Raw genomic sequence first — 23,339 nt, forward strand, 5'->3', positions numbered from 1 at the left:
CAATAGAACAGTAACCCGAGTGGCCATACAGACTATGGCCACTTGTTTTTATCGATGTTTCTGACGTCTTCGCAAGAAAGAGAAAACCATGTCATCCATCAGCTCAGTCATCAAATCTATCCAGGACATTATGCGCAAGGACGCCGGTATCGACGGCGACGCCCAGCGCCTAGGCCAGCTCTCCTGGCTGCTGTTTCTTAAAATCTTCGATGCCCAGGAAGAGGAGTTGGAATTTGAACATGGCAGTGAATATCGCCACCCCATTCCCGAGCGCTTCTTGTGGCGTAACTGGGCTGCCGATGGTGAAGGGATCACTGGTGATGAACTGCTCGACTTCATCAACAACGATCTGTTTGATAGCCTGAAAAACCTGCCTGTCAGCATCAAACTTAATCCCCGTGGCTTTGTGGTGAAAGAGGCGTTCTCTGACGCTTTCAACTACATGAAGAACGGCACTCTGTTGCGCCAGGTGATCAACAAGCTCAACGAAATCGACTTTACCGACAGCAGCGAGCGCAACCTGTTTGGTGACATCTACGAGCAGATCCTGCGTGACCTTCAGAGCGCTGGTAACGCCGGTGAGTTTTACACTCCGCGCGCAGTGACCCGTTTTATGGTCAACCGTATCGACCCCAAACTGGGGGAGAGGATCATGGACCCGGCTTGCGGTACCGGCGGTTTCCTGGCTTGTGCGTTTGACCATGTGAAAGAGCGTTACGTCCAGTCAGTCAGCGACCATCAAACCCTGCAGCAGCAGATCCTGGGGGTGGAGAAGAAGCAACTGCCCCATCTGCTTTGCACCACCAATATGCTGCTTCATGGCATTGAAGTACCAGTTCAGGTCCGCCACGGCAACACCCTTAATCAACCGCTCTCCAGTTGGGACTGCGATATCGATGTCATCCTGAGTAACCCACCCTTTGGTGGCACCGAAGAGGACGGCATCGAGCAGAACTTCCCCGCAGACATGCGCACCCGAGAGACTGCCGACCTCTTCTTGCAACTCATCATTGAGGTGCTGAAAAAAGGTGGCCGCGCCGCCGTGGTGCTGCCCGATGGCACCCTGTTTGGCGAAGGGGTCAAGACCAAGATAAAGCAACTGCTCACCAGCGAGTGCAACCTGCATACCATAGTGCGGCTGCCCAACGGCGTCTTTGCCCCCTATACCGGCATCAAGACCAATATCCTCTTCTTTACCAAGGGCCTGCCAACCAAAGATATCTGGTTCTATGAGCATCCCTACCCGGCCGGGTCCAAAAGCTACAGCAAGACCAAGCCGATGAAGTTTGAGGAGTTTGAGACCGAGATCGCTTGGTGGGGTGACGAGGCAGATGGCTTTGCCGCCCGGGTTGAGACCGAGCAAGCCTGGAAGGTCAGTATCGACACCATCATCGAGCGCAACTTCAACCTCGATATTAAAAACCCCCATGTGGGTGAGCAGGTGAGCCACGATCCGGTCAAACTACTAGCCAAATACCGATGTGAGCAAAAGAAGATCCAGAGCTTGCGTAATCAGCTCAAATCGATTCTTGGCGAAGCTCTGGGTAAGGGCGTAGCCAATCAGGGGGAGCAGGCATAATGGCGATCGAGAACCTGATTACCGACCATCTGGATCTCTGGACTGCGGCGGTGCGCCCCAAAAGCAGTGCCGGGCGCGGCAACAACAGCAAGCTGGAACTCACCGGCATCAAAAAGCTGCGTGAACTGATCCTGGAGCTGGCCGTGCGCGGCAAACTGGTGCTACAAGACCCCAGCGATGAACCGGCCAGCGTGCTGCTGGAACGGATTGCGGTCGAAAAAACCCAGTTGGTCAAAGAGAAGAAAATTAAAAAAGAGAAACCGCTGCCTGCGATTAGTGAAGAGGAAAAACCGTTTGAACTGCCTCAGGGATGGGTGTTTGAAAGGATCGCTGTATTTGGAATTGTAGGCACTGGTGCTACACCATCGAGAAGCAATCCAGCCTATTGGGAACCAGCGGAAATTAACTGGGTATCTAGTGGGGAGACGGCGGATCTATTTGTTGGTAAAACGAAAGAGCAAATATCGAACTTAGCAATAAAAGAAACTAACGTTTCTATCTATCCTGCGGGCACTTTAATTGTTGCAATGTATGGACAAGGGAAAACAAGAGGGCAAATAACTGAATTACTTGAATCAGCAGGCACTAACCAAGCATGCGCTGCAATTAGGTTAATTGATGAAACAAAAGCCCATAAGGATTTTGTAAAATTGTTCTTCCGGAAAGCCTACCTTGAATTAAGGGAGCATGCGGCAGGTGGGGCACAACCGAATTTAAATATTGGCAAAATTGCGAGTACCGTTATCCCACTTCCTCCAATTGCCGAACAGCATCGCATCGTTGCCAAAGTCGATGAGTTAATGGCCCTCTGCGACCAATTGGAGCTGTGCAGCGAATCGCAACTGGCGGCCCATCAGACGCTGGTGGAGGCCCTGCTCGCTACGCTGACAGACTCCTGCGATGCCGACGAGCTGGCGCAAAACTGGGCGCGGCTAAGCACTCACTTCGATACCCTCTTTACCACCGAGGCCAGTATCGACGCCTTGAAACAGACCATTCTGCAATTGGCGGTGATGGGCAAGCTGGTGCCGCAAGATCCGAACGATGAGCCCGCCTCCGCCCTGCTGGAACGCATCGCCGCCGAAAAGGCACTGCTGGTCACAGAGAAGAAAATCAAAAAAGAGAAACCGCTACCTGCGATCAGCGAATATGAGAAACCATTTGAATTGCCACAGGGATGGGAGTGGTGCCGCTTTGAAGATATCGTCGACATCCAAAGTGGGATAACAAAAGGTAGGAAATTAACTAATCGGGAACTAATCACAGTACCTTATTTAAGTGTTGCCAACGTTCAACGTGGGTATGTGGATGTAACCGGTATTAAGTCAGTTGAACTTCCTGTTGATGAGGTTGAAAAATATCAGGTTTTGACTGGTGACCTTTTAATTACTGAAGGTGGTGACTGGGATAAGGTTGGACGCACAGCAATTTGGGCTGATGAAATGCCATATGTCGCACACCAGAATCATGTATTTAAGGCTAGAAAGCTCCTCCAAGAGCAGGATGAGGCTTGGCTAGAAATGTTTCTGAACGGACCTTCAGCTAGAGATTATTTCGCTGGTTCAAGCAAGCAAACGACTAATTTAGCATCGATCAACAAAACACAATTACGTTGCTGCCTAATTGCCATCCCACCCAAAAATGAAAAAAGTTGTATTGTCGCCAAAGTCGATGAGTTGATGACCCTCTGCGATCATCTAAAATCCCGCCTACGAACCAGCCAGCAGGCACAGCTTGCCCTGGCCGAGTTGCTGGTGGAGGGCGCTCTGGCCTGACTGCTGGCAGGGTGCCGAATCGCCTTTGTTTCCCAAAGCGACCGTCTTCAAATAAGAACCCCGGCGTAAGTTGCAAGCAACCAAGCGGCCGGGGTCATGTTGTGAGCAACAATAGAGAGTAGCTCCCCATCCAGTCAAACATTTTGCCCCATTTTGTGATGGGACAGCTGGTAGTCGAGTGGGTATTCAAGCAGGATCTCGAAGGCTTTTCTCCGTGGAGATAGCCTGCCTGAAATATCGATATGACAAGGAGTTGAGATGTTGCATGCCATTTTGCATGGCAAGGCCGGAAGAGTTGAGCAAGGTGGCCTGTCTATCCGCTGGAGTGAGCTCTTTAAGCGCAACGAGGACTTGCTCACAGCCACCTTCTTTGGCCGACTCCCCTATTTATCGAATGGTGCTTTCGAGGCTGTGCTGGGTTGCCTAATTGGATTGGAGCAGGCAAAGCGGCTAGCACCTACCTTCATTGAAATTGAACTCTGGCCTCGCCTCACTGAATGGGAAGAGCGTGGGTATGTCGAGCCCGATGTGATCCTGCGTTTTGAAAATGAACTGGTGATGGTAGAAGTCAAGCCTCCCTTTGGCCGTGCCCAGTACCAGGAACAATGGCGGGCACAGATGACGGCGCTAAGTGTCGAAACTGAGTATCTAGAATACGAGCAGATTCACTTTGTTGCTCTCGGCAATACCCTGCCAGCCCCTTTGCCCATACATGAACACCCCAAACGCTTTACCCCCATGACTCAACTGGAGTGGACCGTTCTGCGCCGCTTATTGCAAGATGACGAAGTTTTCACAATCAATCGGCAAGATGAGGTTGCCCGCCAGGATGGGGCTATCCGTAAGGATTTGCTGGAAGCCTTCAGACTGTTTGGCATGCTGCCAATGGTACCAAGCTGGCAACCCCTGCTGAATTTCTCCAATGGCTTGAATCTAGATCACCGTTTGCTGGCCACCAACGCCCAATAGGCTGCCTTCACCATTACAGGCCAGATTGGCCAGATAAGGATTTATCGGATGACTGATAAATTAGCCCAGACAGAAAAATTGGTTGAACAGTTGGGGCAAGCCCACCGCTTGGTGGCCGGTTTCTATCAGCGAATCTTGCCGCTGTTTGATCAGATGGCCCAAGAGTCTATTGATGCCACATTCTGGTATTGGAAACCCAGTGAGAATGGCCGCCCTTGTGCCAGAAGTACCAGGCCTTCGAGTGCCTGGGCGTGGGACTATATACCACTCTTTGCCTCTACTCACGGCTACCGGACTTGGGATGGTGGTAAGGCTCGTAGTGGCGATATGAGCTTGGCGTTTCGGCTCTATGTCGATGATGCCATTAGGGACGGTTCCCCCCAGCGCTTGGGTCGAAAAGGAGAGCCTGACCCGTTAAGGTTGGAGAAAGGCAACGCGGTAGTAGAGGTACACCTGTTTCGCTGCTGCAAGGATAGTGAACATAGCTTTGATACCCTTTGGGACAAAATCCCATGGCCCCAGACTACCGAACAGTGGACCACCGCCACTCAGTATCCGGAGGTCGAATTCTGCGTGCGGCATGTGCCACTGGCTGAGCTGTTGGCCGACCCTGCAGTGGTAACTCGGTGGCTCAAGAGCCGGTTGGCGTAAGCAGAAATGCTTCTCCATTGAACAGTGACCAGCAACGCTGTTTGAATCATGAAGTATCATAAAAGAGCAAGAAGTTGCACTTTGCTACGCGATTTATGAGTTGTTATATGCGATGATCTGCAGCGTTCAATGTCTGCAGGCTTTACCTGAATGTCTCCAGACTTAACCATGCCAACTCAGTTGTCAGAAGGAGGATCAGTGATGGCTGTAACAAATTTAAACCATGTGGCGGATTATCTGCTCCACTTCTCGCAAGAACACGGGGATGTCATGACACCCCTGAAACTGCAGAAAATGGTTTTCTATGCTGATGCCTGGTACATGGCACTTAACGATGGAGCGGAGTTGGTGCCCGATCGCTTTGAAGCATGGGTACATGGCCCGGTAGCAAGGGAGCTATATGGTCGGTTTGCCGATTACAAGTGGCAGCCTATCATTCAGCCAATTGAACGCCCTAATTTGCCCGAAGAAGTGATCGAACACCTAGATGAGATTTATGAGATTTTTGGTGGGTTCAGCGCGTATGAGCTTGAGCAAATGACTCACCAAGAAGAACCCTGGCTCCAGGCTAGGGGAGCTCTTCCTGCAAATGCAATTTGTCAGAACCCAATTGATAAAGAGCTAACCGCTTATTTTTATCGTGGCATGATGGATTCCTGAGTCTGTGTCTAAAGGTAAAATCAAGCCAGGGAAAGTAAAGGCAGCAACTGGCAATATTGTTGCTGGAACGATTAGTACAACACCGCGAACGATCAGCTTTTCTTTCCAGTATATTGACTCCACTCATGCTAAATTCGGTTTTGCAGGACAAGGTGCAGCCTATTTTTGCAAAGTCATTGATCGCCTCAAAGACCTATCATCCTTCACATCGCTTGAATTCACTTCCAACCGAAACCCGGCGATCAAGTCTCATTGCATAGACTGGGAAACCACATCAGAGCCTGCCGGTTTTTCACATCTCAATGAGCAGTTTCAAAGCCTCTCCCCCTATCAGTTTGCTATATCACGTAATGAGCACGGGCGCGTTCATGGTTTTTTCAATGGTGATGTGTTTCACGTTGTATGGCTTGATCCAGACCATCAACTTTACCCCGGCGATTAAAACCAGCCGCCGTAATCAGGGGTTCCCTGCATCGACAGAGGTATGGTTTCCCTGACACGGCTCATATTCCACCGCTCTGATAGCGGTAACTCCGCACCTAACTCGACTAGGCTCCGTTACACCCGGTACCGCCACTGACCGCAAACTCCGCGCCTAAGCCGGCAGAAAGCCAAGGGGGTGATGGAGCGCTCCTGCCACGGCAGGTGAAACGACCTCCCACCGCTACCGAATGAACCATCCCTCCTGGGCCGGCCATTTGCCCCTATCAGTACCTGCGCAATCCCCTCTGAACTGCGCACTACTAACTGCGCAAATTGCGCACCTCTCTGCGCACAAGCTGCTGCGCAAAATCGAAACACAATGGATAGCCCAATATAGGGCGTTCGAGGCTTGGCAAGGCCTGGGGAGAAGGTGAGGGATTTAGAGAGTGCGCAATTGCGCAGTTCTGCGCAAAACGAAATACATCGGCGCGAAGTAGAACACTGTGAGTGTGAAACCAGTGAAGGGTGGGCATATAGGGAACTGACCTCTACCCGGTTTACTCTTGGCGTAGCTGGTGACCTGGCCCGACAATTCGGCGGGGCAGACCGGTACGCCGATCGGTACACTGAAGGGCGCGCCGGCTACGGCCTTAGCTGCTTATGGTGACCCGCGGACCGGTACGCCGGTGGAGACCGAGAGCTGGGTTGCTTACCTGCCCGGCATGTCACTTTCCCCTAAATAGGGACAATTTCCTCAAGACAGAGCAGGGGCTTAACCTTGAGATATCCCGTAATGATCCTGAGATACAGATGCCACCGTCACTGTGGTGGGGGTACTTCTGGGGGTATAAGTGAAATTCACATCTGATATTTTCCTTTAAAATCATATGTATAAATTCACGTTTCGATAGAGACCCCGGCACCATTTAGAATTCAATGACAAAAGGCCATCCTCAGGGATGGCCTTTTGTTTTTCTGCTGCTTGGCGGCCGCCAGCCCATGCTCTGTGCCTCCACCCACTGTCACGCCCAGGATTCTCACTTGCTGCAAGTGGGGCTTCTCCTCTGCTCACCCCTGCTGGCCGTCTTGGCAAAGGCAGTACCCGCATTCTTCCTGACCCCTGTCACATCTTGGTGCGGCCTCCCGGCTCTGCACAGCGGGAGTGCGATTTCGTTCCTGTTTGTGAACCAGGTGCGCCAACATGGTGCAACCCTTCTTCGAATATCACACAAGATATTGAATATTATGTAATTTATTTTTTGGCCTGCTTTATGCTTTAACACAATCATGTCGCCATGATGATCCCTGCGGGGTCATGCCTAGGGTTGTGACAGGGCAATACCGATTTACCGATGTGGGTTTGAGTGAATAGCCAAGTTAGACATTCATATCAGGAAATGGACCCGGCCAGGTGCCGGGATGACAGGGAAGGAGAGGGCTGTATGTTCAAGAGACTCGTAATGACTGGCCTGCTGGTGCTGACCGCCACCATGGCCGCCCCGGGTTGGGCCGAAGAGGTGGCTGCACAGGCTGATGTGGTGCAGACAGCGGCGACCGTGACCATCAACAAGGGAGACAATACCTGGCTGATGCTGGCGGCCATCCTGGTGATCCTGATGTCCGTCCCGGGCCTGGCCCTGTTCTACGGTGGCCTGGTGCGTGCCAAGAATATGCTGAGCGTGCTGATGCAGGTGTTCACCCTGTTCTGCCTCATCACCGTGCTCTGGGTGGTCTACGGCTATTCGCTGGCCTTCACCGAAGGGGGCGCCTTCTACGGCTCATTCGACAAGGTGCTGCTGGTCGGGGTCACCCCCGAGTCGATCGCCGCCACCTTCAGCAAAGGGGTGGGGATCAGCGAGCTCATCTATGTGGTGTTCCAGGGCGCCTTCGCGGCCATCACCTGCGGGCTCATCGTCGGTGGCTTTGCCGAGCGGATGAAGTTCTCGGCGGTGCTGCTGTTCGCCGTGATCTGGTTCACCTTCGCCTACATTCCGATGGCGCACATGGTGTGGTACTGGGCCGGTCCTGATGCCTACACCTCGGCCGACACGGCGGCCGCGGCGACGGCCACCGCCGGTTACCTGTTCCAGCATGGCGCGCTCGATTTCGCCGGTGGCACAGTGGTGCACATCAACGCGGCGGTTGCCGGTCTGGTCGGCGCCTACATGACCGGCAAGCGAGTGGGTTACGGTCGTGACCCCATGGCACCGCACAGCCTGACCATGACCATGATAGGGGCCGCCCTGCTCTGGTTCGGCTGGTTCGGCTTCAACGCCGGTTCCGCGCTGGAAGCGAACGGCACAGCCGCACTGGCACTGATCAACACCTGGCTGGCTCCGGCCGCGGCCGCCCTCTCCTGGACCTTTGCCGAATGGCTGATGAAGGGGCGTCCCTCCCTGCTGGGGGCGGTCTCGGGGGCGGTTGCCGGCCTGGTTGCCATCACCCCTGCCGCCGGTTTCGTCGGTGTTGGTGGTGCCCTCATCATCGGGATCCTGAGCGGGGTGGCCGGGCTGTGGGGTGTGCATGGTCTCAAGCGCCTGCTGAGGGCCGATGACAGCCTGGACGTATTCGGTCTGCACGGGGTGTGCGGGATCCTGGGGGCTATCCTGACCGGGGTCTTCGCCAGCCCGGATCTGGGCGGTACCGGGGTGTGGGATTATGTGACCAACCAGGTCGCCGAGGGCTATTCCATCCTGGCGCAGGTGAAGATCCAGATCATCGGCGTATTGGTGACGGTGGCATGGACCGCCCTGGTCTCCGCCGTGGCATACAAGGCGGTGGATCTGCTGATCGGCCTGCGGGTGAAGGAAGATGCGGAGCGGGAAGGGCTGGATGTCACCAGTCATGGTGAGAAGGCCTACAGCCTGTAACCGCATCGGGTTCCCGTTAACAAGCTTGCCGCCGGCCCTGTCCGGCGGTTTTTTTATGGCTGCCACATGCAACAGGATCGCCTTTCGATCTTGCAGTGCCTTCAGACTGCCTGTTAAAGCGGTGATTTATGCCTGCCACCTGTAACCGGATCGCCATTCAATCCTGCTGGCCTGTTTTAGGCGGCGATTGATGCCTGCAACCTGCAACCTGCAACCGGATCGCCATTCAATCCTGCTGGCCTGTTTTAGGCGGAGATTGATGCCTGCAACCTGCAACCGGATCGCCATTCAATCCTGCCGGCCTGTTTTAGGCGGTGATTTATGCCTGCAATTTGGACGGATCTCCGCTAAACTCTGCCACCCTTTATTTGGGGTAGCCGGGTTAGCCCGCTTCCATCCTTTTATCTATGCCTTCGGAGCCGCTCATGCCGTTAGTGGGACACCAACATCAGATCGATATTCTGGAACTGACCGACAAAGGGGACGGCAAGGGTCGCCTGTTCGATCGCCCTCTGTTTGTCGAGGGTCTGCTGCCCGGTGAGCAGGCGCTGGTCGAGCTGACCGAAGTCAAACCGAACTATCTGCACGGCAAGCTGGTCGAGCTGACTCAGGCCTCCGCCGATCGGGTCGCCGATTTCTGCCCGAACACCGAGTGCGGTGGCTGCCAGGTCAGGCCGCTGGCCTATCCGGCCCAGCTCAAGCTGAAGCAGACGCTGGTGCAGAGCGCGTTGGATCAGGCCGGGCTGGCTACCCAGGTCAACCCCATACTCGGCATGGATAGCCCCTTCGCCTATCGCAACAAGGCGCAGTATGCGGTGCGTGGCTGCGAGGCCGGTGCCGAGATCGGTTTCTATCGCAAACACTCCCACGATCTCATCACCGCCGACGACTGCGCGGTGCAGGACTCCCTGCACGTGGAGCTCAATGCCCGGGTACGCAACTGGATGCGCACGCACGAGATCGCGGCCTATGACGAGGTCAACCACAGCGGTTGTGTCCGTAATCTGATGACCCGCAAGGGCTTCAAGAGCGGTGAGCTGATGGTGGTGCTGGTGACCCTGGGTGAAGCACTGCCATTCGAAGCCGAGTTGCTGGCGGCGCTGGCGGATCTGCCCATCACCACCCTGGTACAGAACGTCAACGACGAGCGCACCAACCGCATCCTGGGCGCGAGCAACCGGGTGCTGCTGGGGGAAGGTGTCATCCGCGACAAGATCCACGAACTCGAATTCGAGATCTCGCCGCTCTCCTTCTTCCAGAACAACCCGAGCCAGACCGATGTGCTCTACTCCAAGGCGCTCGAATACAGCGAGCTGACCGGCAACGAGACTGTGTTCGACATCTACTGCGGCATCGGCACCATCTCCCTGTTCCTGGCGGCCAAGGCTGCCAAGGTGGTTGGCATCGAGTCGGTGGAGAGCGCGATCTCGGATGCCCGCCGCAACGCGGCCCTCAATGGCATAGAGCACACCGAATTCCACGTGGGCAAGGCCGAGCAGTTGATGCCCGAGCTGCACGCCCAGGGCGTGAGCGCCGATGTGGTGGTGATGGATCCCCCCCGTAAGGGTTGTGACAAGGCGGTGCTGCAGACCCTGGTCGCCATGGCCCCCCGTCGCCTGGTCTATGTCTCCTGCAACCCGCAGACCCTGGCCCGGGATCTGGCCTACCTGGTCAAGCAGGGCTTCGTGCTGGACGAGGTGCAGCCGGTGGACATGTTCCCCCACTCCATGCACGTGGAGGCGGTTGCCCGTCTGAGCCTGCCAGCCAAGGGCTGATCGGCGAGAGGTTGATAGTCCATCGGTGGACATGTTCCACCCATGCGCCATGCACGTGGAAGCCGTTGCCCACCTGAGCCTGCCAGCCAAGGGTTGATCGGCGAGAGGTTGATTGATGTCCTGCCGGGCGCCTCCGTGCCGGGCATGTCCCTCAGGAATAGATGGAATTAGCCAGATGGCTCTGATAAAAACGACTCCAAATGGAGTCGTTTTTTTATGGCCGCCAAGGGGTGGCTGACTGGCAGGGAGCCTGATATGAGCATTCGTTTGGCCGGGGTGGAGGACGCCGCGGCGCTGGATCACTTCTTTCAACAGCTGGATCGGGAGACGCGTTTCATGCTGTTCGAGGCGGGGGAGCGCCCATCCGATATCCAGGGGCAGCGCCAGCGTCTGGCCGCCATGCAGGCCAGTGCCAATCAGCGCATGTGGCTATTGACCCTGGCCGACGAGGTGCAGGGGTTCGCGCTGATGATGGGTGGTGGCTTGCGGCGCAATCGACACTGCGCCCTGATCGTGATGGGGCTGCGCCAGGGCGCGCGGGGCCAGGGCTGGGGTGAGCGTTTGCTACGTACCCTGATCGCCGCCGCGCCGGGTTGTGGCATCAGCCGGCTGGAGTTGGGAGTGATGGCTCATAACGAGGCGGCTCATGGGCTCTATCGCAAGTGCGGCTTTATCGACGAAGGCATCCGGCGCAACGCCTATCGACTGGATGATCGCGATGTCGACGAGATCGGCATGGGCCTGCTGTTGCCGCAGGGGAAATCATGAGGTGGCGGGCCGCTGATGCCGGGTGACCAGTGTTACCGGTGCTGGCGATGATAAGGCCCTTATCGGAACAAGGAGCGGATCATGAAAGGTGTGTTGCTGCGTTGGCTGGCTCGCTACGATGCCTGGTGTCAGGAGTGGGGGCTGGTACCTGAGAACCGGCGCTGCTGCGCGCCGGTGCGTCATGATGAGCGGGAACCCGAGGCATCGGAGGAAGAGCCCTCGTCGCTCAATCGAAGTTGCGGACCACGGCCCCGCTGACGCTGTTGTACTCAAATCCCAACCCGTCCGGATAGGCGGGGAAGCGGCCGATGGAGTCGCGCAGGGTGTAGCGGCAGTTGTCGTGGCGCAGTTGCCCGTCGGTCTGCGCATCGGCCGGGACGAGCTGCGAGATGTAGTCGCTGTCGGCGTCGGTATGCAGCTCATCGGCCGCGGTCTGGTCGGTATCGAGCAGGCCGCCGAACAGGCTCTCGCAATCGTCCCGGCTGCTGACGGAGATCTGATCGCTGTCACCGCCAGGGAAGATGGTGTCGGGACCCTGGCCGCCCTGATCCTCCTTGGTGCCAACCGGCCAGCCATGGGAGTTGATGTCGAGATCCTGCTGCCCCATGCCGCTAAAGTTATAGAGTGCCAGCGGCTCTCCCTTCACCTTGACGGCCCAGCCTGCATGGGCCAGCTGGACGGCGCTGGCAAAGCCACCGGCGGTCGCGGAGACGCTGCTCTTGAGCGCATCGTCCTGGATATTGATGAAGCGGGGCATGGCGGTCACCGCCAGGACGGCCAGCACTATGATGACCAGCACCAGTTCTATCAGGGTAAAGCCGTGGGAAGCGCGTTTTAGCATTGAATAGACCCATCAGATACGACAAGCAGGTAAGAGTGATATGCAACTGATCGACACCCACTGCCATCTCGACTTTCCGATCTTCGAGCCCGATCGGGAGGTGTTGCTGGCCCAGTGGCGTCAGCTGGGGGTGGGGGAGTATATCATCCCCGCCGTGGGAGAAGAAAACTGGACTCGGGTGATGGCGCTGGCCGACCGCCACCCAGGCATCCGCTATGGTCTTGGCATCCATCCCTGGTATATGGGGGCCCAGACCGAGGGCGTGCTGGCACGGCTGGAGCGTCTGCTGGCGAGCCGGCCCAAGGGGCTGGTGGCCATCGGTGAGTGCGGGCTGGACTTGCGCAGCCATGTGCCGCAGGAGGGGCAGCTCGAGCTTTTCGAGGCGCAGATCAGGCTGGCCATGAGCCATGAGTTGCCGCTCATCGTCCACTCGGTGCGGGCCAACGACACCGTTGCCAAGACGTTGCGGCGGCTCAAGCCCGCAAGGGGCGGGGTGATCCACGCCTTCGGTGGCTCGCTGCAGCAGGCCAACGCCTTCTGGCAGCTGGGTTTCAGGCTGGGGATCGGGGGCGTCATCAGCTATGAGCGAGCCAACAAGACCCGGGAAGCGATCCGCGATATGCCGCTGGAGGCGTTGCTGCTGGAGACGGACTCCCCCGACATGCCACTGCAGGGACAGGAGGGGCCCAATACCCCCGCCAGCCTGCCGCTGATTGCGCAACTCCTGGCCGAGCTGCGAGGAGAGTCGTTAGAGGATGTTATTTCGGTGTTACATGAATCCGCTTTGCAGACATTCCCATTCACCCCGAACGAATTTAACGCTTAGTTAACTATTGATATCGCTGTGATAAAAAATAGGGCGCATAAAAATCGTTTGCGGTCTAATTAAACGACGTCTAACGCGTTTCACACTTATAAAATGTGACCAGCATTCTACTTTGTCGCACCGTAATTAGTATAATGCGCACCCTTGATTAACGGCTTTAAGATACAAAACGTTAACAAGCTGGAAGGTGCTACTAAAGAGGAAGTGTTAATAATGAATCTAATAATGGGTCTGGTAGGGATGGCGACGCTCATCCTTATCGCGGTGCTGTTTTCCAGCAATCGCAAGGCAATCAAAATCCGCACCGTGGGTGGTGCCTTTGCAATTCAAGCCGGTCTGGGTGCATTCGTGCTGTACGTCCCAGTGGGCCGGGACATTCTGGTAGGTGTATCCGATGCCGTTTCCAGCGTCATCGGCTATGGCCAAAACGGTATCGAATTCCTGTTCGGTGGTCTGGTCAGCAACAAGATGTTTGAAGTGTTCGGCGGCGGCGGCTTTATCTTTGCCTTCCGCGTCCTGCCCGTCATCATCTTCTTCTCTTCCCTGATCGCGGTTCTTTATTACCTCGGCATCATGCAGTGGGTGATCAAGCTGCTGGGTGGTGGCCTGCAAAAAGTACTGGGCACTTCCCGTACCGAATCCCTGTCTGCGACCGCCAACATCTTCGTCGGTCAGACTGAAGCCCCGCTGGTGGTGCGTCCCTTCATCTCCAAGATGACAGATTCCGAGCTGTTCGCCGTCATGTGTGGTGGTCTGGCCTCCGTTGCCGGCTCCGTGCTGGCCGGTTATGCCTCCATGGGCGTCAAGATGGAATACCTGATCGCCGCCTCCTTCATGGCTGCCCCGGGTGGTCTGCTGTTCGCCAAGCTGCTGGTTCCGGAAACCGAGACCCCCAGCTATGACGAGAACTCCGCCGACGGCGATCTGGACGACAAGCCTGCCAACGTGATCGACGCCGCCGCCGCCGGTGCCTCCGCCGGTCTGCAACTGGCCCTGAACGTGGGTGCCATGCTGCTGGCGTTCATCGGCCTCATCGCCATGATCAACGGCATCTTCGCCGGTGTGGGTGGCTGGTTCGGTTACCCGCAACTGTCTCTGGAACTGCTGCTGGGCTGGTTGTTCTCCCCGCTGGCCTTCCTCATCGGTGTGCCTTGGAGCGAAGCCGTGGTGGCCGGTTCCTTCATCGGTCAGAAGCTGGTGGTGAACGAGTTCGTGGCTTACCTGAACTTCGCCCCCTACCTGAAAGATGAAGTGCTGATCAACGGCGTGGCCATGTCCGCTCACACCAAGGCCATCATCTCCTTCGCCCTGTGCGGCTTCGCCAACCTGTCCTCCGTTGCCATCCTGCTGGGTGGTCTGGGCTCCATGGCACCGAACCGTCGCGGAACTATCGCGCGCTTCGGTCTGAAGGCCGTACTGGCCGGCTCTCTGTCCAACCTGATGTCTGCCACCATCGCAGGCTTCTTCCTGGCACTGACAGCCATGTAATATTTGCCTGACACTCAGGTAAAGACGAACGCCACAGCGAAAAGCTGTGGCGTTCGCGTTTGGAGCGGTGACAACCGTTTTCCTTTCTAAACTAATAATAAAATTGAGTCGAATCGGAGGTTATATGAATGAAGTGCTACTGGCGATTGCAGCCGGCTTTATCGTTGGCGTGTTGTTTTCTTTCCTCAAATTGCCGATCCCGGCACCTCCCGTCTTGTCCGGGGTGATGGGGATCGTCGGGGTCTATCTGGGGGGGATTGCCTACTCCTGGATCCTGACCCGCTTCTTCTCTTAAGCGCTTTCCAGTACCGGATTTGTCAGATGTGAGGTACCTCTGAAATTGGCAAATCCGGCTTGCAAACACGGGGTATCTCGGCTGAAATAGGCGATGCCAGCAGGGTGCTGGCATTGACTAATACCCGGACAAGCCGGGTGTTGGCGGTCAAATGGAATTGATTGGGAAGTCGGGTCAGCAGTTGTCGGCCTTTCTCAAGTCTTCATGGAACCAAGTCCGCACTTTTGTAAGAAAGTGACAGGGCTCTTGCCTTATTTGCAGCCGTATTGCCTGTGCATTTGCGCTGTAATTCCATCTCCCGTTTACCCGGGCTCTCTTGCCGATCTCATCTCGAACGGCGAGCGCCAGACTCGGGTATTCAGGACTTATCGAGACTTTGGAGACATAGCATGACTGATCTGAAACTGGCCGCCCAACGCGCCCTGAACCTGATGGACCTGACCACCCTGAACGATGACGACACCGATCAGAAGGTGATCGATCTGTGCCGCAAGGCCAAGTCCCCGGCCGGCCTGACCGCCGCCGTCTGCATCTACCCCCGCTTCATCCCCATCGCGCGCAAGACCCTGCGTGAGATCGGCGCCGCCGATGTGCGCATCGCGACCGTGACCAACTTCCCCCATGGCAACGACGACATCGAGATCGCCCTGGCCGAGACCCGTGCTGCCGTCGCCTATGGTGCCGACGAGGTGGATGTGGTGTTCCCCTACCGTGCCTTCATGGCGGGCAATGAACAGGTCGGCTTCGATCTGGTCAAAGCTTGTAAGGAAGCCTGCGGCGCTGACGTACTGCTGAAGGTGATCATCGAGACCGGCGAGCTGAAGGATGCCGCGCTGATCCGTCGCGCCTCCGAGATCTGCATCGATGCCGGTGCCGACTTCATCAAGACCTCCACCGGCAAGGTGCCGGTCAATGCGACTCCGGAAGCTGCGCGCATCATGATGGAAGTGATCAAGGCCAAGAACCCGAAAGTCGGCTTCAAGCCGGCGGGTGGCGTGAAGGACGCGGCCGTGGCCGGTCAGTACCTCGCCATGGCCGAAGAGATCCTGGGCAAAGACTGGGTTTCCCCGCGCACCTTCCGCTTCGGCGCCTCCAGCCTGCTGGCCAGCCTGCTGGCGACCCTGGGCCACGGCGACAAGCCGGCCAATACCAACGGTTACTAAGCGGTGTCAGGGGGCGGCGAGCCGTCCCCTTTCAAGGAATCCTGTTCGGCCTGTATGCGTGCATGACGCGCGGAGGGAATGAAAGATGTTTTTGCCTCAAGAAATTATTCGCAAGAAGCGCAACGGTGAAGCGCTCAGTACCCAAGAGATTCAATTCTTCGTCCAGGGCATTACCAACAACAGCATCGGTGAAGGCCAGATCGCGGCACTCGCCATGGCGGTCTACTTCAAAGACATGACCATGGATGAGCGGGTGGCACTGACCTGTGCCATGCGCGACTCCGGCATGGTGCTGAACTGGGACCACCTCAATCTGGGCGGCCCCATCGTCGACAAGCACTCCACCGGTGGGGTGGGTGATGTCGTTTCCCTGATGCTCGGCCCCATGGTCGCCGCCTGCGGTGGCTTCGTGCCGATGATCTCCGGTCGTGGCCTGGGTCACACCGGCGGCACCCTGGACAAGCTGGACGCCATCCCCGGCTACCAGACCTCGGTCGACAACGATCGCTTCCTGAAAGTGGTGAAAGAAGCCGGCGTGGCCATCATCGGTCAGACCGGCGATCTGGCCCCGGCCGACAAGCGCATCTATGCGGTGCGTGACATCACCGCCACCGTCGAATCCATCGCCATGATCACCGGCTCCATCCTCTCCAAGAAGCTCGCCTCCGGGCTGGAAGCCTTGGTGATGGACGTCAAGGTGGGTTCAGGCGCCTTCATGCCGACGTTTGAGGCATCTGAGGAGCTGGCAAAAAGCATAGTGGCGGTGGCCAACGGTGCCGGTTGCCGCACCTCGGCGCTCCTGACCGACATGAACCAGGTTCTGGCCTCCAGCGCCGGCAATGGGGTGGAAGTACGTGAAGCGGTGCGCTACCTGACCGGTGAGTATCGCAACCCGCGCATCCACGAAGTGACCATGGCGCTCTGTGCCGAGATGCTGATCTCCGCCAACCTGGCGAGCGATGAACAGGACGCCCGTGCCAAGCTGCAGGCGGTGCTGGACAACGGCAAGGCCGCCGAGATCTTCGGTCGCATGGTCACCGGCCTCGGTGGCCCTGCGGACTTCATGGAGCGTTACGACAGCTACCTGCCCAAGGCCGGCATAGTGCGCCCCGTGTATGCGGCGCAGACCGGTTTCGTGACCGCCATGGATACCCGCGAACTGGGCCTGGCCGTGGTCGCCATGGGTGGTGGTCGCCGCGCCGCCGGGGACAAGCTCGATTATGCGGTCGGTCTGACCGACTTTATCCGCCTGGGGCAGAGCGTCGAGGCTGACAAGCCGCTCGCGCTGATCCACGCTCAGACAGAAGCTCAATTTGCCGAGGCCGCCCGCATGGTGCAGGCAGCCGTCAAGATCGGTGACACCCGACCAGAGGCACTGCCCGAGGTTTACCGTCGCATCGGTCTGGCCGATTTGTAACAAGGGGAAGACCCATGAAACGTACCTTTATTCTGATGATGGACTCCTTCGGTATTGGCGCCGCCGCCGATGCCGAGAAGTTCGGAGATGTGGGCGCCAACACCCTTGGCCATATCGCCAAGGCCTGCGCCGCCGGTGAGATCGAAGGCCGTGGCGCCCTCCATCTGCCGAACCTGAACAAGCTGGGTCTGGGCCACGCAGGGGAGCAGGCTTCCGGCTACTTCCCGGCCGGCTTGAAGAAAGATATCGAGGTGGTCGGTGCCTATGGCTTCGCCCAGGAGCTCTCCTCCGGCAAGGACACTCCGTCCGGCCACTGGGAGATTGCCGGCGTGCCCGTGCTGTTCGAGTGGGGTTACTTCCACGATCACCAAAACAGCTTCCCGCAGGCGCTGTTGGACGCCATCGTCGAGAAGGCGGGTCTGCCGGGCTACCTGGGCAACTGCCACGCCTCCGGTACCCAGGTGCTGGACGATCTGGGCGAGGAGCACATGCGTACCGGCAAGCCGATCCTCTACACCTCTGCCGACTCCGTGTTCCAGATCGCCTGCCACGAAGAGACCTATGGCCTCGAGAAGCTGTACGAGCTGTGCCACATAGTGCGTGAGCTGCTGGAGCCCTACAACATAGGCCGCGTCATCGCCCGTCCGTTCGTGGGCAGCGGCAAGGGCAACTTCAAGCGCACCGGTAACCGTCACGACTACTCGGTACTGCCGCCGGCGCCGACCGTGCTGGACTACATGAAAGAGGCGGGTGGCCAGGTGGTCTCCATCGGCAAGATCGCCGACATCTATGCCAACCAGGGCATCACCAAGCAGGTGAAAGGTACCGGCCTGACCGAGCTGTGGGACAGAACCTTGGAAGAGGTGAAGGCCGCCGGTGACAACACCATCGTCTTCACCAACTTCGTCGACTTCGACTCCTCCTACGGCCACCGTCGTGACGTCAAGGGCTACGCCGATGCGCTGGAGTATTTCGACTCCCGTCTGCCGGAGCTGTTCGAGATACTGCAGGATGGCGACGTTGTGGTGCTGACCGCCGACCACGGCTGTGACCCGACCTGGAACGGTACCGATCACACCCGTGAGTACATTCCGGTGCTGTTCTACGGCAAGCCGGTCAAGGCGGGCAGTGTCGGTCGTCGCGAGACCTTTGCCGACATCGGTCAGAGCATCGCGGCCTACCACGGTCTGCCCAAGTTGCAGTACGGCACTAGCTTCCTGTGATGCCGACCCTGGGTGGCGCGTTGTGGATGCAGGGCCTGCCCAGGTTGCACAGCGGTACTCGCTTCTTGTAATTTACCCGCCCGTCGCCAAGGCGACGGGCAACCCAATAAAGACAATAAAACTCAACCTAGTGTGAAGGAATTAAGAGAATGGCAACTCCTCATATCAATGCAAAAGATGGCGCCTTTGCTGACACAGTGCTGATGCCGGGCGACCCCCTGCGTGCCAAGTACATCGCCGAAACCTTCCTGGAGAACGTCGAGCAGGTGTGTGACGTGCGCAGCATGCTCGGCTTCACCGGCACCTACAAGGGTCGTCGCATCTCCGTCATGGGCCACGGCATGGGCATCCCGTCCTGCTCCATCTACGCCAAAGAGCTGATCACCGACTACGGTGTGAAGACCCTGATCCGCGTGGGCTCCTGCGGTGCCGTGCGTGAAGACGTGAAACTGCGTGACGTGGTGATCGGCATGGGTGCCTGCACCGATTCCAAGGTCAACCGTCTGCGCTTCAAGGATCACGACTTCGCCGCCATCGCCGACTTCGACCTGGTTGCCAATGCCGTGCAAGCCGCCAAGAACAAGGGCGTCGCCGTGCGCGTGGGCAACATCTTCTCCGCGGACCTGTTCTACACCCCGGATCCCTCCATGTTCGACGTCATGGAAAAATACGGCATCCTGGGTGTCGAGATGGAAGCCGCCGGTATCTACGGCGTGGCCGCAGAGTACGGTGCCAAGGCGCTGACCATCTGCACCGTTTCCGACCATATCCGTACCGGCGAGCAGACTACCTCCGAAGAGCGTCAGCTGACCTTCAACGACATGATCGAAATCGCACTGGACTCCGTGCTGCTGGGTGACTGATCCCACGCTTCGGCTCCAGACAAAACGGCGACCTCGGGTCGCCGTTTTTTTATGGCCGACGGTCGGCCGTTTCCCCGGTTTTTGTCCACGGCGGGGGCGTTGGCGAGGCGATGATCATGTCGAACGACGATGGGAAGAGGAGCGCCAGATCGCCACCTATGCTCTCACCTAACCCCATATAGAGGTTCAGGTTATGAAAAGAGTGAATCTCCTCATTAAGGCAATACTTTCCCTCGTGCTGGCCGTGCTGATGGCCTGGCAGGAGCTGTTGGCGGCGGATGGCAGGAGGGCGCCGCAACAAACAGCATCACAACCTGGGGGCTGTCGTCATAAGATGACAGCCCATAACGGTGCGCAACTAAGCTGCACAATTGCCACAAATGAGGCCGCGTTCTTCGCATACCTCGTGGCAATGCCTCGCCATTGCTTCAGGTGCAGAAAGACATTTTCCACACTATGCCTTGCCTTATAAACCTCCCTGTCGTGCTCCCGCTGTTCCTTACGATTACGCTTGGACGGGATCACCACCATCATTCTCCGAGACGCTGCCTGCGCTATCAGGGCATTGGTGTCATCACCCCGGTCAGCCAGTAAATACGCGGCTTTCAGACCCTCAATCAAGGCCGACGCCTGGGTACAATCTGCTGTCGTTCCAGAGGTGACGATGCATCTTGGCATTCCATGCGCATCCGCTGCCAAATGGATCTTGCTGTTCAGCCCCCTTTTTGCCCAGCCAAGCAGAGTCCATGCATGGTCGGAGATATCGTGGCGGCGATGAGCAGGAATAGTCATCTGATAGTTGGATGCAGCTGCTAAGAGGGTGGGGTTGTACGCAATTCAACCAGCTAATGACGACAGCCCCTAAGGTGTTCAGGCGTAGCTTGAGACAGAAGCAAATGAATTTTTCACGCCTTTTCAGCCGGTTTTGGGTGTGATCTCGATTAGTGGTTTATGTTTTCGGTATGAGACGCCCGCATTGAATGCAATGAGATACAACATTTGTGGAAATCATCAGGCAAGAGGTGCATCAGCCACTCCAGCAAAAGGAAGCAAGATCATGAAGCAACCCCTATTTCGCCGTAGCGCGTTGGCGGCCGTGCTCGCCCTCAGCACGGTATTGGCTGCCTGCAAAGAGGAGCCGCCTGCCGTCACGCAAAATGTTCAGCCCAGCGTAGCCTCTGCTGCCAGCACAACCAGCGCTGCCAGCCCTGCGGTCGCACCGCAAGCGCAGCCCGTTAACGCACCAGCCTCGAAATATACCCCGGAGGCTCTCGAGACCCTGCTTGCACCCGTAGCGCTTTACCCTGATGCGGTATTGGCTCAGGTGTTGGCCAGCGCCACCAATCCGCAAGAGGTGCTCGATGCCGGCAACTGGCTAGTCGCCCACCCCAATCTCAAAGGGAAAGAGCTGACCGCCGCCATTGCGCCGCTGGGCTTTACGCCGCCAACCATGTCGCTGATGCACTTCCCAACCGTCATGGACATGATGTGCTTGAAGATGGAGTGGACGACCGAGCTGGGCAGTGCCTTCCTGGCCGATGAACCGGGCGTACTGGCAGCCGTTCAGCGCCTGCGCCAACAGGCGATGGAGGTGGGCAACCTGAAAGACTCAGAGCAGATGAAAGTGGCCAAGGATGAACAGAACAATCAGCAGATCGTCACCATTGCACCGGCCAACCCTGACGTCGTTTACGTCCCGCAATACGACCCAACCGCCGTCTATAGCGCGCCAGCTGCCGGGCCAGCCCCAGCAGCGGTGACCACAGGAACCACGACAACGACCGCGCCTGCGACAACGACAGTGGTAGAAAATGATGATAACGACAACGATAACGAGGATGAATACGACCGCGATGATATGGTCTTGACGGGCTTGCTCGCCTTTGGTGCGGGCATGTTGGTCAACGAGGTCTTCAACGACGATGATGATGAGGGCGATTATTATTACCCGCGGTGGGGATCTGATTATCCCGGCGGTTACGCTCCCTATCGTTATAACCCCAACTATGGCAATGGTTTTCGTCCCACCAATGGGTACAACCGTCCGGCCAACTATCAGCGGGGCTCTAACAACAATATCTATATCAACGCCAAGGGGGACGATTACTTCAATAAGTTTGAGCGCGGCCCCAATAACTACATGCGCCAAGCCGACAGCCCCATCACGGCGGCGCGCCCCCAGCGTGCTGAGCTGGCTAACTTGGAACAACGCTCGCTGAATAACGAGGCAGGGGGGGGCCGACGAGATGCCACACCGAAAGGGAGTTATGCGGGGGCCAATCGCCAACCTAACAGCGAATACGCCGGCGCACCACGCACTGTCAATGAGGTGAACAGGGAGGCTCGCGCAACCACGCCGAAGGGGAGCTATGCGGGCGCCAACCGCCAACCCAAAAGCGGAAACGCCAACGCGACACGCGACGCTAGACAGGTGAGTAGGGAGGCGAATGTGGCCCAACGCACGCCGCGCCAGGGCAACTACGCAGGAGACAAGGTCAAGCGGCAGCAAATCACGCCACAGACCGCTGGAACGCGTGATCGCGGCTATGTCCAACCACGCGCCACTCACAGCAAGAGCGCAGTACAGACTGCAACACGCAGAGCACCTGCTGCCTCAAAGAGTGCCTTCCAAGGGGTACAGAATACGGGCAGAACCGAGCGCGCCGCCAGCCAACGTGGGCGCGAAAGTGTGGCTAGTAGCGCGCGTACCGGGCGCACCACTCAACCCAGACGGAGTACGCGATAATGAAGCGTTTGTTGAAATGGAGTTGGGCCCCCTCATGGGGTTTGGCCCTGCTAGCCCTGACCTGCGCCAGCGACGCAAGCGCCATAGCACAGCGCACCTTCGCCACCCCGGATGAGGCGGTGCAGGCCCTGATCACGGTCTTGGAGCGGAACGATGTCACCGCATTGACGCTGTTACTCGGCGAAAATAGTGAGGAGGCCATCACCTCGGGGGATGAGGTGGCCGATGCCAATGATCGCGCCGCCTTCGTCGCGAGTTTCAAGAGCAAGCACCAGCTGGTGGCCGAAGGTAAGGATAAAATGATACTGGTCGTGGGGGAGGGGGATTGGCCACTGCCAATCCCCCTCGTGGCCGCAAATGGCAAGTGGTATCTCGATGGCGCCACAGGTGCCAAAGAGATCGTCTATCGCCGCATCGGTCGGAATGAGTTGGGGGCGATTGCGGTGTGCCGTGGCTTTATCGACGCGCAGATAGAGTACGCCGCCGTGGGGCATGATGGCCAAACAGCGGGACTCTTTGCGGCAAAACTGCGTAGTGATGCAGGACAACAAAATGGACTCTATTGGCCTGTGGGCAAGGGTGAACCAGCAAGCCCGGCCGGAGAGGAGGTCGTCAGTGCCGCGGCAGAGGGCTACAAGGCCGTGGTCGATCAACGCACACCCTATCATGGCTACTACTACCGTATCTTGTATGCCCAAGGAGCCGCTGCCAATGGGGGGAGGAAAGAGTACTTTGTCGAAGGGGAATTAAGAGACGGTGTCGCCCTGATCGCTTGGCCAGCCGATTATGCCAACAGTGGGGTGATGACCTTCATGGTGAATCACGAGGGGCGGGTTTATCAAAAGGATCTAGGGGCCGACACGGCAACTGTCGTTGAGGCGATCCAGCTGTTCGATCCCGATAAGAGCTGGTCGCTGGTGGTTAGCAAAGAGGGTGATTAGGGCTCTTTACCTACCATAGAATCTTGGCAAATAGCATGGGCCGAGAGCGGCGTTATTGAGATCACA

Annotated in this window: 20 protein-coding genes and 1 pseudogene; 19 read left to right on the plus strand and 2 right to left on the minus strand. The window is 57.4% G+C overall.

The genetic code is table 11. The features are described from left to right. Positions 1 to 88 precede the first annotated feature (88 nt). From KW821_RS08605 to KW821_RS08650, 10 genes are all read left to right on the plus strand, one after another. Entirely contained in the window at positions 89 to 1,579 is a 1,491-nt protein-coding gene (locus tag KW821_RS08605; RefSeq protein ID WP_218291142.1) for an N-6 DNA methylase, read from the plus strand. After that, complete coding sequence (locus tag KW821_RS08610) at positions 1,579 to 3,354, plus strand: restriction endonuclease subunit S (RefSeq protein WP_218291143.1); 1,776 nt, start codon at positions 1,579 to 1,581, stop codon at positions 3,352 to 3,354. The genes KW821_RS08605 and KW821_RS08610 overlap by 1 nt, the downstream gene beginning before the upstream one ends. A gap of 258 nt (positions 3,355 to 3,612) precedes the next feature. Continuing rightward, positions 3,613 to 4,323: a hypothetical protein gene (locus KW821_RS08615; protein ID WP_218291144.1), complete on the plus strand. Its 711-nt coding sequence runs from the start codon at positions 3,613 to 3,615 to the stop codon at positions 4,321 to 4,323. A 48-nt stretch (positions 4,324 to 4,371) separates the two neighbouring features. Next, positions 4,372 to 4,974 carry a hypothetical protein gene (locus KW821_RS08620; protein ID WP_218291145.1) on the plus strand — a complete coding sequence of 201 codons (603 nt, stop codon included), beginning with the start codon at positions 4,372 to 4,374 and terminating at the stop codon, positions 4,972 to 4,974. Between the two features lie 201 nt (positions 4,975 to 5,175). Next, positions 5,176 to 5,634, plus strand: a complete 459-nt coding sequence (locus KW821_RS08625; RefSeq protein WP_218291146.1) for a Panacea domain-containing protein — start codon at positions 5,176 to 5,178, stop codon at positions 5,632 to 5,634. Between the two features lie 4 nt (positions 5,635 to 5,638). Continuing rightward, positions 5,639 to 6,076 (plus strand): hypothetical protein, encoded by a 438-nt coding sequence (locus KW821_RS08630; RefSeq protein ID WP_218291147.1) that lies wholly within the window; start codon positions 5,639 to 5,641, stop codon positions 6,074 to 6,076. A gap of 1,423 nt (positions 6,077 to 7,499) precedes the next feature. Continuing rightward, the gene (amt, locus tag KW821_RS08635; protein WP_218291148.1) at positions 7,500 to 8,927 is read left to right on the plus strand and encodes an ammonium transporter; all 1,428 of its coding nucleotides are present in this window, start codon (positions 7,500 to 7,502) and stop codon (positions 8,925 to 8,927) included. 425 nt (positions 8,928 to 9,352) lie between these two features. Further along, on the plus strand, positions 9,353 to 10,702 hold the full coding sequence (gene rlmD, locus KW821_RS08640) for a 23S rRNA (uracil(1939)-C(5))-methyltransferase RlmD (RefSeq protein ID WP_218291149.1): 1,350 nt from the start codon (positions 9,353 to 9,355) through the stop codon (positions 10,700 to 10,702). A 255-nt stretch (positions 10,703 to 10,957) separates the two neighbouring features. Next, entirely contained in the window at positions 10,958 to 11,470 is a 513-nt protein-coding gene (locus KW821_RS08645; protein ID WP_218291150.1) for a GNAT family N-acetyltransferase, read from the plus strand. 81 nt (positions 11,471 to 11,551) lie between these two features. Next, on the plus strand, positions 11,552 to 11,728 hold the full coding sequence (locus KW821_RS08650) for a fructose-bisphosphate aldolase (RefSeq protein ID WP_218291151.1): 177 nt from the start codon (positions 11,552 to 11,554) through the stop codon (positions 11,726 to 11,728). Here KW821_RS08650 and tppF read toward each other — a convergent pair. Next, the gene (tppF, locus tag KW821_RS08655; RefSeq protein WP_042652062.1) at positions 11,697 to 12,311 is read right to left on the minus strand and encodes a type IVa pilus pseudopilin TppF; all 615 of its coding nucleotides are present in this window, start codon (positions 12,309 to 12,311) and stop codon (positions 11,697 to 11,699) included. The two genes, KW821_RS08650 and tppF, sit on opposite strands and share 32 nt — an antisense overlap. 40 nt (positions 12,312 to 12,351) lie before the next feature. Between tppF and KW821_RS08660 the strand changes: the two genes are divergently transcribed. From KW821_RS08660 to deoD, 7 genes are all read left to right on the plus strand, one after another. Continuing rightward, entirely contained in the window at positions 12,352 to 13,137 is a 786-nt protein-coding gene (locus KW821_RS08660) for a TatD family hydrolase (protein WP_218291152.1), read from the plus strand. Positions 13,138 to 13,350: 213 nt separating this feature from the next. Further along, positions 13,351 to 14,625 (plus strand): NupC/NupG family nucleoside CNT transporter, encoded by a 1,275-nt coding sequence (locus tag KW821_RS08665; RefSeq protein WP_042652064.1) that lies wholly within the window; start codon positions 13,351 to 13,353, stop codon positions 14,623 to 14,625. A gap of 124 nt (positions 14,626 to 14,749) precedes the next feature. Next, positions 14,750 to 14,920, plus strand: a complete 171-nt coding sequence (locus KW821_RS08670) for a XapX domain-containing protein (protein ID WP_005332215.1) — start codon at positions 14,750 to 14,752, stop codon at positions 14,918 to 14,920. Positions 14,921 to 15,309: 389 nt separating this feature from the next. Next, positions 15,310 to 16,083, plus strand: a complete 774-nt coding sequence (gene deoC / locus KW821_RS08675; protein ID WP_218291153.1) for a deoxyribose-phosphate aldolase — start codon at positions 15,310 to 15,312, stop codon at positions 16,081 to 16,083. 85 nt (positions 16,084 to 16,168) lie between these two features. After that, entirely contained in the window at positions 16,169 to 17,500 is a 1,332-nt protein-coding gene (gene deoA, locus KW821_RS08680) for a thymidine phosphorylase (protein ID WP_042652067.1), read from the plus strand. Between the two features lie 14 nt (positions 17,501 to 17,514). Further along, the gene (locus KW821_RS08685; RefSeq protein WP_218291154.1) at positions 17,515 to 18,723 is read left to right on the plus strand and encodes a phosphopentomutase; all 1,209 of its coding nucleotides are present in this window, start codon (positions 17,515 to 17,517) and stop codon (positions 18,721 to 18,723) included. 149 nt (positions 18,724 to 18,872) lie between these two features. Beyond that, positions 18,873 to 19,586, plus strand: a complete 714-nt coding sequence (gene deoD / locus KW821_RS08690; RefSeq protein ID WP_042652069.1) for a purine-nucleoside phosphorylase — start codon at positions 18,873 to 18,875, stop codon at positions 19,584 to 19,586. 327 nt (positions 19,587 to 19,913) lie between these two features. Here the strand turns inward: deoD and KW821_RS08695 are convergent. Further along, positions 19,914 to 20,312, minus strand: a pseudogene (locus KW821_RS08695) (IS5 family transposase); the annotation flags it as partial. 331 nt (positions 20,313 to 20,643) lie between these two features. On the opposite strand from KW821_RS08695, the gene KW821_RS08700 reads away from it, so the two are divergent. After that, complete coding sequence (locus KW821_RS08700; protein ID WP_218291156.1) at positions 20,644 to 22,332, plus strand: DUF3300 domain-containing protein; 1,689 nt, start codon at positions 20,644 to 20,646, stop codon at positions 22,330 to 22,332. After that, positions 22,332 to 23,273, plus strand: coding sequence for a DUF2950 domain-containing protein (locus KW821_RS08705; protein WP_218291157.1), 942 nt, complete (start codon positions 22,332 to 22,334; stop codon positions 23,271 to 23,273). Before KW821_RS08700 ends, KW821_RS08705 begins: the two co-directional genes overlap by 1 nt. Positions 23,274 to 23,339 lie beyond the last annotated feature (66 nt).

This window comes from Aeromonas sp. sif2416, assembly GCF_019218665.1.
GTDB lineage: Bacteria > Pseudomonadota > Gammaproteobacteria > Enterobacterales > Aeromonadaceae > Aeromonas > Aeromonas encheleia.